This is a genomic window from Niveispirillum sp. FG148 (assembly GCF_057809655.1).
On record NZ_JBMDKJ010000057.1, the window covers coordinates 1 to 10,255 of the forward strand.

Sequence of the window (10,255 nt, forward strand, 5' to 3'; positions counted from 1 at the left end):
GTTCTGAGATGCGCTGCTGTGCCCGTTCTTCTGCTAGGCGCGCAGTTTCCCGCGCATTGGCCGTGGCAAGGGTCAGGGCGTCGATGGCTTGCTGCTTTTGCTCTTCGGCCTGGGCAACCTGCTCATGGCTGGCGGCCACTGCCGCTTCCAGTTCTGAGATGCGCTGCTGTGCCCGTTCTTCTGCTAGGCGCGCAGTTTCCCGCGCGTTGGCCGTGGCAACGGTCAGGGCGTCGATGGCTTGCTGCTTTTGATCTTCGACCTGGGCAACCCGGTCATGGCTGGCGGCCGCTGCCGTTTCCAGCTCTGCAATACGCCGCTGCGCCTGCCTTTCGGCAAGGCGCGAGGCGGCCTCGGCATTTTCCGCGGCGACTTTCAGTTCGTCGGTCAAGGAAACCTGAGTCTGCAACGAATCACGCAGCGCGTTCAACTCTGCGGTCAATTCTGCAAAGGACTGTTTTGCCTGTTCCTTCTGCGCCTCGGCATTTTTCAGGGCTTTGTCTCTGGCGAGCTGGGCAATCTCAAGGGCGGTCTGTTGCGATGCGATTATGGCCCGGCTCCGCCCCAGTTCGGTTTCAAATTCCGATCGGGCTTCGGAAAGGTGACGCTGCCCCTCATCCTTGGCCGCCTGCAGGGCCTTAAGGGTTTCCTCCAGCTCCGCCTTCACACGGGCCAGCTCCTGCTTTTCCCGGGCCAGGTCTGCCTCAATCCGGGTGATCCGTTGCGAGGCGGCGGCAAGCGCCGCAACGGTCTCGGTGTGCTGGGCCTCCAGCTTGGCGCGACTGGACCGCAGCATCTCATGGTCACGAGCCCGTGCAATGACGACGGAGACGCATTGTGCGATGCTGTCGGCACCGCTGGCGTCAATCTCCAGCATCTCGCAGAGCTGTTGTTTTTGACTGTCGGTGGACAGTACGGTCGTCCTCAGCCGGTCATTTTCAGCAAGAAGCGCCACCCGCTCCTGGTGTGCGGCCTCTGCCTGCTTGCGCATTGCCTCTGCGCGCGCGGTGGCCTGTCGGGCTGCCTCGCGTTCACGGGCGATATCCGCCTCCGCTTTCTTCAAGGCGTCCTTGTCAACGGCCAGCGCGGCGGTCAGATCGGCTATTTTCTTTTCATGGGCCGTCAGGGCCTGGGCGTTGGCGGAGCCTGCATGGGCCCCGAACAACACCCGCATCTTGATAAAGCACTCCAATTCGGACGACAGTCCGTCCGTGCCCTTGCCCAGATCGGCAGGTGTCTGACGATGGCGAATGAACTCGTCATACAGGGCCTGGGAGAACGGGGACAATGCGGGCCGGTCGACCTTGTGCCGACGGTGCGCCGGATTGATGGTGGTCAGCAGCGACCGTTCCAGTTCCGTCAGGTCGAGCGGCCAACGCAAGCCCAGGCTCGACTGTATGGTGGCCGCCTGCTGCATCGGGTTTTCAAACCAGCCATCATAATCGACGATGGCGGCAATATGCCCGCGGGCATAGGTGAATATGTCGGCATAATAGGTGGCATAAAGAAGCTCCGCCGTCGCCGGCGAGACCTTATCGCGATTGACGACGGACGAGCAGACATCGGCCGGCCGGCGCATGGTGACGATGAACTGCGGTTCGATACCCAGCTCATCCAGAATATCCAGCCACAATGGCAGAAGCCGGACCATCCGCGGGTCTTTGAGCCCCCAGCCCCTGCCGGCGGCATCGACATTTTCCTTGATGAAGGCCGTCAACTTGGCACGCGGCTCCGCCAGCGTCGGCTGACGCCACCAGGCGCCCTCCAGGGGCAGGCAATGCGCCGGGTCACCCCAGCTACGCCCCAAAATGCTCAATATCTCGTCATGTAAGCGAACAACTTCCCAGCGTTCCCAATATCCTTCCGGATTCCAGATATCGGGGGTGGGATCGCCGCTCATGTCGACACCCATGACATGCAGGATGTTCGACAGCAGGGAGGTGCCGCTACGATGCATGCCCAAAGCGATGACGCACCGCCGCTGGGCAACGGGTGCATATTCCAGCGTCTGGCCGAACGCCACTGAACGGGCCGAAGGCATCAGTTCACGCCCCTCGCTTTCTGTTGGGCCTGTAATATCACTATCTCCGCGGACGGCCAATCCGCCCTTGATGCCACCCCCCTTCTGCTGGGGCAGCATTCCCTTGATCCGCGCGACGATACCATTGGCCATGACAATTTTCCGATGCACGCGCTTCAAAACTGGAAACAGGGGCTCATTTTTGAGACTGATAGTCAAGTGCCGTAAAGGCATCAAAGATTGTTATTTGATGCTAATTTTCATCAAATTCCATGTAACGCAGAAAGCCCGCCAAACCGCGCAGCGGCACTATCGGGTCGGTTCTCAGGTGCGAACAGGTGAATGTCCAGAACCGCCGTGACTCGTCACGATCGTAAACTGTTCCCACCATCCCGTGATCCGCCGGCGCGACCACAAGCGGGGAATAGACGATCCGGCGGCCCCTGGCATGGGCCACGGCTGCCAGCCACAATGACAGGTAGGGCAGGGTCAGGTTGAACGGTGCCAGGTCGATGGCCTCCATCAGGAACTGACGCTCGATCAGGCAATTGGCAATGTTGGGCACATCGACGCAGTGCGGCCGCAGCGCCAGGGAGAAACGGCCGGGCGAATTCCGATCGCTACCCTTCAGCGGGCTGACAACATGCCCCTCCCTGGTCAGGATTTCCGCGCCGGCGACGACCGTGCCGTTCCTGTCAATGTACCGTCCGGCCACGATGGCAACCTCCGGCACAAGGTCGACATACTTGACGGCCTCCGCCAGAACATCATCCGTCCACGGACGGCTGCCGGTGCCGGCCCGCAACACAATGTGCGTTGTGTCCAGCCGCCGGACCGTTTCGCGCAGGTCCTGAAGCTGAAGCGGGCCGAACGTTAACGGAACCTGGATGACGCCGCTGCCATTGGCGGAAGGCCGTTCCGGGCTCAAGAACACGTCCGCAACCCGGGGAAGGGCCACGGGCACACGCTCCAGATGGGTTTCGCGGCTCCCGCGCAGAACCGGGAATTCGCGGATACGCAGACGTTCCGGTGCGCGGGACTGACGGATGATATTCTCGAAAACCCACTGCACGGAATGCAGGGACCCTTGATGGGGGGCGGCCGTGGTGTTGGTGCTCGACGCCTCGTGCTGTCGCCAGTGATAAAGGACCTCCGGGACATGCACGATGTTTTCGCCATCGAGCTGCACCTTAACGGCGGTGTCCCAATCATGGCACCAGGTTGCACCATCATCGGCATATAGGCGGCACCGTTTGGCGGTGCTGCGCTTGATGGCACAGAGATGCCAGATGAACGAGCCTTCGAGATTCAGGATGGGATCCCAGGACGGCCGGAAATAGGGGGCCGTGAGATTGCCACCGATCAGCATGTCCTCGTCGGAGTAGACCAGGCCGGGATAGGCGTTCGTGCGGATGGTCACCGCCATGATGCGCAGTGCGTCGATGGTCAGCAGATCGTCGGAATCGACCGAAATCACATACTCGCCGCTGGCCTGCTGCAGGCACAGGTGCATGCCGCCGGCGATGCCCAGATTGACATCGCGTACGATCAGCACCAGCTCAGACCGTTCCGCCATGTGCTGAAGCAGGACGGACAATTCATTGGGGATCGGGCCGTGGGCCAGAACAATCCATTCCTTGGCCGGAAAATCCTGGTTCAGGATGCTGTCCGCCAGTTCGATGAACAGCGCTATGTCGGTCTTGTAATAGACCGTCGTCAGGATGGAGAAGCTGACATCGCCCGGTTGCGCAAGATATTGATCCTTGCGCTTGGCGATCCGGTCGGCCAGCCAATGCGGATAGGACCGCCCGCCGGTGATCCGCAGGGTCGCTTCCTGCTGCCGGCGCTGGGATTCCGGTACATCGAGATAACGTGTGGCGGCGGAAAGCCCGTGGCGCCGTGCGTAGAAACGGGTGTCGGGCAGCAACGGCGCGAAGCGGCCGCGGAAGATCCGCCGTTCGGTTTCCGACGCGGCCACCGGCCAATCCGGGGCCTGTGTCGTTGCGGTGATGAACGGGGTGTAGATGATCCGCCGGCCCTGTTCACAGGCCAGGGCTCCCACCCACGCTTCCAGCGCGTTAAGCGTCACCTTGCCCGCCGCGGCGACAACCTGTTCCAGGAAGTCCCGCTTTACGATGGCATGGCGCAACGAAATGGCGGAGACGGACCGGCTTTTGAACAATTGCGCGAAATATCCCGGGTCGGTGATGCCGCGCCCCAGGTCGGGCGCGCTCCAGGCGCCGCCGAATCCCAGCACGATGCCCGCCGAAATGACCCGCGCGCCGTCGTCGATGCGACCGCCGACGGCGACCGTTTCCGGGAACAGGTCGAAGAAGGTCTCCGCTTCGTTCAGGAACGCCGCGTCGCGCGGCTGCACCCGCATGTCCCTGATATGCACATGCGTCACCTCCGCCGGCAATATCGTCAAGGCCCGCGCCAGGGAGTTGGAGCCTCCCTGGGCTGAAATTCGGATGACATGGCTGCCGCTGGCGCGGGTCAATTGCTGGGGCGGCTGGTCGATCGGGCTGCTATCGTCCACAATCAGAATCGTCGCCAGACGATTGGCCAGTTGGGACGGCTCGTTGCGGATGATCCGCCAGTCCGGCGTTCCCCCGAACAGGCCGCTCAATGTCAAGGTGAACCGGTTGGCCCCCTTGGAATCGAGGAAGCGCTGCAGGACGGCCTTGTGGCTGTCATAGACGACCGGCTTCGACCCGATATTCATGGAGGTCGATTGCAGATGCATGCGCCAGCTATAGAGCACTTCCGGGACATGCACCGGCTCGTGGCCGGCGATCATGAAGCGGGTGAAGGTATCCCAGTCGTGGCTGCCCTCGGCCGCCGGATCACTGTAAATGCCCAGCTTGAGGGCCAGTCGGCGGTCAATGGCGCATTGATGCGCGATAAAGCACTGATTGATGAACAGGACCGGATCCCAACCCGTCTTGTGGTAAGGATCCCGGAAATCCTCGCCCAGCAGCTTGTCCTCGTCCGTATAGACCAGCGCGGGATAGTTATGTTCGCGGATGAACCAGGTGATGGTCCGCACGCAGTCGGGATACAGGTAATCGTCGGAATCAAGGGGCAGGATGTAACGGCCGCGCGCCTGTTCCAGAACGATGCGCATGCCGCCGATGATGCCCTTGTTCTCCTCCACCCGGATCAGGCGCACCATGGGGTGGCGGCTGATCTCGGCCAGCGCCTGAAGCGTGGCCTCGTTTGTCGATCCATTGTCCAGGATCAGCCATTCCAGCCCGTCGGGCAGCATATCCTGGGCGAACAGACTCTCCGCCAGGACATGCATGAAATAGGGATCGGTGTTCCAGACGGTGGTGATGAAGGACAACAGGCCCGGCTCATGGATGGCCGGATAAAGGTTGCGTCGTTCGGCCAGTCGGGTCAGTCGGGCCAGATCATAGCTGTTGCGGACAGGTTGATCGACGGCGGTTTCCAGGCGACGGAGCCGTTGCAGGCCGGTGGCGCGGATAGTGCCGATTTCCGTCTCGATGGCGTCCAGCGTGCCGTCCAGCGCCTCGCCCCAACTGGCCGGCAGGCCCAGTGCGGCGCCATCCTGCCGCGCGGCGGTGTCGTCCAGCCGGGCGATGGCCTCGGCCAGGGCATCGGCCAACCCCTCGATCGTCGGCTCCACCGACAGGATGTTGGGGGACAGGTCCTGCATGCGCTGGGTGGTCTTGGAACCAAAATTGGTCGTGACGACCATCGCCCCGCAGGCGGCGGCCTCCAGCGGGGGGTAGCTGGGATGGGGCGCCATCATCAGCGACAGCATCACATCCGTGTTGCGCATGTTGGCGGCATAGGTTGCGAAATCATGCCAGGGGGCCGGCGCCAGGGTCAGGCCGCGCCCCAGCGCCACGGGGGGGAACTGTTCCCCGATGCCGATGATTTCCCAGTCCTGGCCGTCGAAGCAGCCACGGGACACGGCCAATTGCAGGGCCGCGACCCCCATCTCATAGAGATTGCGCAGCCCGTTGGTGGGGCGGGCATAGAATTGCAGCCGCCGCTTCCCGCCCGTCCGGGGTTCTATCCGGAAATAGTTGGGATCGACACAGGGTTCAAAATGATGGGCGGCGGCGGCAAAGGCCTGATCGCCGAAGGCGCCGACCCGATTTTCCACCAGATGGTCGCGCAGCAGGCTGGAATTGATCACGGGGAAATAATTCAGCCCATAGCTGTCCAGGGCCAGGGCGCAGGGCGTCGAGGCGGCATGCAGCACCGGCTCGTAATCCTGGATCAGATAGATGAAGCGGTCGTGACGTGTCCAGGGCAGGGCATATTTCACCATCTGGGCTGTCCACCAGGCCGTGGCCAGGAAGACATCCTGATCACCGATGGCCAGCGGCTGCGACCGGTCCGAACCATCAATCAGCGTGGCGCTGGGCAGTCGTTCCGTGACGCCGGCCAGCTTGCCCGCATGGGCCCAGAAGGGGCCGTGGTCGGCATCCAGCGGGGCGTTCGTGGCGATGAAGCGGACCGGGATACCGCGCTGCGCCAGGCGATAGCCAATATTGATCGCGGTGTTGGGGCCGCCCGACATATGTTTCATCGCCAATCCCGGCACCAGGATGTTGAGGTGCGGAACTTCGGACAGGCGACCGTCCACCTTGATGTTCAAGGGGCTGAACCAGGGCAGCAACCCGTTGGGGGGCGTGTAGCGGCGCGGCACCTTCCCAAGTTCTTCATTGGGCGGTTGTTTGGCCGCGTTGCCGGGCGCCAGATACCGGACCAGGGGATTGCGACGATGGGGGTCGGGATTATGCTTGATGAAATAGGCGGAATCGAAAAAGGGCACAGGCCGGCGCCCTTCGAACGCACCGGAGCTCACGAAATGCAGCAGCGGATTTAACTTGGCCTCTTTGACATCCGGATTGGTGCCCAGATAGTAATTGCTGTTGAAGAACGGATGGGGGTTGCGGCCCTCGAATCCGCCACCGCGCACAAAATGCTCCAGCGGATTGACATTGGCGGCGCGGATATCAGGGTAAGTATTCAGATAATAGGAGGTGCTGAACAGCGGATGCGGGTCACGGTCCTCGTGGGCGCCAAATGTCAGATAATGGATCAGGGGATTGGTGCGCGCCTCCTCAATGTCCGCGTAGCGTTTTTGATAAAAACGGGAATCGAAAAGGGGATGGGGCGACCGCCCTTCCACGCCACCCGACGTCACAAAATGCAGGAGGGCCCGCATGCCGGCGGCCGCCACATCGGGATTGTTCTGGAAGTAGAAGGTGGGGTCGAAAAGCACATGCGGCTTCAGGCCGCTCTGTTCCCCCACCATGAGGTAGTGAATAAGCGGCACCCCGTTGGCAACCGACAGGTCGGGCTGCTGTGACAGATAGTACCCGGTGTCGAATAGCGGATGTGGCCGGTCTGTCGGCTTGGGGGTGTGCTGGATATAATGCTGCAAGGGGTTGTTCGCCGCGTCATCGCCTTGTGACGCGATATAGGTTGCCGGGCTGAACAAAGGATGGGGCGAGCGCCCCTCAGCGGCGCCATTGGTCAGATAGTGAACTAGAGGATTGCCACCACTTAAACGGACATCCTGATAAGTATCCAGATAGAAGTGCGTGTTGAACAACGGATGTGGATTCTTGAATTCCCGCCAGCCTACAGTACAGAAATGCAGCAAAGGGCTCTTTGGAGCGTCCTGACTGAACTGAGAGACGTAATATTTTGAATTAAACAGAGGTGTTATGTGTTGGTTGTTATCTGCCTGATTGTCAAGCGCGCGAAAATAAAAATCCTCAATATCCTGAGGGGTAGGTTGATCAATACCATCAAGCAAGCGGGAGGGGTAATTGATAAGTATTGAAGGGGATTTCCCTTGGTATACGCCATATTCAATAAAATGAGAAAAGGAATCACATTCCGATGGATTGAAATCATCGGCAATAGATGCATAATATGTAGGGTCAAAAATATCAGACAACATTTTTGTTACGTCTGGATTCATTGCTTTTTTGCGTGCCAAAACAATCTGTCCCTTCAAAGCGTCCTCCGTTATGGAGAATGATGTCCAATTGCCCATTTGACCGAAGATTTCCAAACGGAAATCTTCCTTTGGACCTACAATAACAATCCGAGATTCAAACGTCTACGTGCTGATCACATTGTTGGTCAAATTTGAAAGAAATTGGAGTCACTTCGTCCGTTTCCCTTGTCTAACCCGAATTGTACAGATACGGTAATCCCCTGACAGTCGCCCGCTCTGGCGTGGTTTTCAGGCTGCTGTTTTGAGTTTGAGTTTGGGGTTGGGTGTCTCCTTTGGCTGTTTGGGGATGCCATCGCGGAAGGCCTTGATGGGTGTGCGGCCGTTCATGCCGCGTCCCTGGTGGGGCCTTCTGGTATTGTAGACGATGAGGTACTGGTCGAGCACGGTCTGCAATTCCTTGATCGTATCGAACCAGGTACGGCGGCCTTCGACGCGGAAATGCTCGTCGAGCAGGGTGCGGTGCAGGCGTTCGACGATGCCGTTGGATTGCGGGCGTTTGACCTTGGTGCGCTTGTGCTCGATGCCCTCCAGTTGCAGGAACAGCTCATAGGGGTGCTGGTCCTCGCGGCCACAGAATTCGCGGCCATTGTCGCTGAGCACGGCGTCGATCGCCGCTCCCTCGGCCTCGAAGGTGGGCAGCACCTCGTTATTGAGGGTCTGGACCGCGGTCAGGGGCAGTTTGTTGGGATAGAGCCGGGCCCGGCATAGCGGCTGCGCACCCCGCCCGATGATACCTGGATGTCGCGCAGCGCCAGTTCCTGGGCCACCCGCAGCGGCCCGTGGCAGGGATGGGACAGGGCATAATCCAGAACCGCCGTCTCCACCTCCGCCGATACACGGTTGGGATGCGGGCCGCGGGCGCCCGGCAGCCGGTCGATCAGACCTTCCGCCCCATAGGTCTGGTAATTCCGGCGGATCTCATAAAATTGCTGTCGGCTGTAGCCCATCACCTTGCAGGCTTTGCTGACATTCCCAAGCTCCGATGCAAGTTGCAGCATGCTCAGCTTGCGGCGTGCTACCTTCTCTGCCGTGGTCATGACGTGCTCCGGTCAGGCTGTACGGTACAGGCTGTTGGCAGATGGACGCGCAGCTTGGTGTTCATCTCGACGACGCGGGCGGCCTGCTATTTCCCGACCCTGGGACGTCGGGCGGGGCGCAGGAGGGACGCGACGAACCGGCCCTCGCCGTCAAAGACGATGATGGGCTGGAAGCCATATTCATCATAAAGGGCATTGATAAGCCGCAACGGTTGCTGGCCATTGGTTGTGTCGAACGTATCATTGATGCCCAGCACGATGCGCTATGGCATCTGGCGGAAACTGGCGCAGTAAAGCGCGACCACATGGCCCGGCCCATGCCCAGCAGGGCGCGGGTGTCCGGTCGGTTCTCCAGACGCGAGATGGTGGATTGCGAACGGAGGTCCGCCGCCGAGGGCAGCCGGCCGAGCGCCATCTTGAAAGTCGGATCGTCGCGCAAACTGCTGGCGTCGATACCGTCCTCATAGCCGCAGGCGATCATTAGAGCATCGAGCGTTTAGTTGTACGCATATCCAGCGGCTTTGAGATAGTTCCAGCATTCGTCTGGTTCGTATAGGTCGCAGATGTTTCCGATAGCTTTCCAGAGATCATCGATGGTTCTTGCGCCGATGCGTCGGAGATGGGCCTTGAGCTTTGCGAAGGCCATCTCGATGGGGTTGAGGTCCGGGCTGTATGGAGGCAGGAAGAGGAACCAGGCACCGCGCTCATCGAGGATGGCCTTGGCCTTCTCGCTTTTGTGGCTGGAGAGATTGTCGAGGATGACGACATCGCCGGGCTGGAGCGTGGGGGCGAGTTGGGTCTCGACATAGGTCTCGAAGATCTGGCGGTTCATGGTTCTGTCGATGATCCAGGGGGCTGTCAGCCCGTCACAGCGCAGGGCGGCGATGAAGGTCTGTGTTTTCCAATGACCGAAGGGCGCCCTTGCCCGAAGCCGCTGGCCACGCCGGGCTCGTCCGCGCAGTCTTGTCATCTTGGTGGTAGTGGCCGTCTCGTCGATGAAGACCAGGCGATGAGGCTCCTGGCACATGCGGGGCTGGCGTTTCTCGCGCCAGACCTACCGCGCATCCCGGACGTCAGCGCGTCCGCACTCGGTCGCCAGCAGTGTGTTTTTTAACGCTGAACCCGGCATTCAACAGCGCCCGCGACAGCGAGGCGGGATGGGCGACGGCTCCCGTCGCCTCCAGCAGTTTC

The 10,255-nt window shown here is 60.7% G+C and carries 2 protein-coding genes and 3 pseudogenes; all 5 read right to left on the minus strand.

The window, feature by feature from the left end; all coding sequences use genetic code 11:
- Window positions 1-2,170: sulfotransferase family protein (locus ACODTW_RS27875; RefSeq protein ID WP_488949474.1), on the minus strand; the 2,170-nt coding region annotated here is incomplete at its 3' end.
- 100 nt (window positions 2,171-2,270) lie between these two features.
- The gene (locus ACODTW_RS27880) at window positions 2,271-7,613 is read right to left on the minus strand and encodes a rhamnosyltransferase WsaF family glycosyltransferase (protein WP_488949475.1); all 5,343 of its coding nucleotides are present in this window, start codon (window positions 7,611-7,613) and stop codon (window positions 2,271-2,273) included.
- A gap of 642 nt (window positions 7,614-8,255) precedes the next feature.
- A pseudogene (locus ACODTW_RS27885) lies at window positions 8,256-9,064 on the minus strand (integrase core domain-containing protein).
- Between the two features lie 98 nt (window positions 9,065-9,162).
- Window positions 9,163-9,548: pseudogene (locus ACODTW_RS27890) on the minus strand (transposase); the annotation flags it as partial.
- 12 nt (window positions 9,549-9,560) lie between these two features.
- Window positions 9,561-10,255 (minus strand): annotated as a pseudogene (locus ACODTW_RS27895) (IS630 family transposase); the annotation flags it as partial.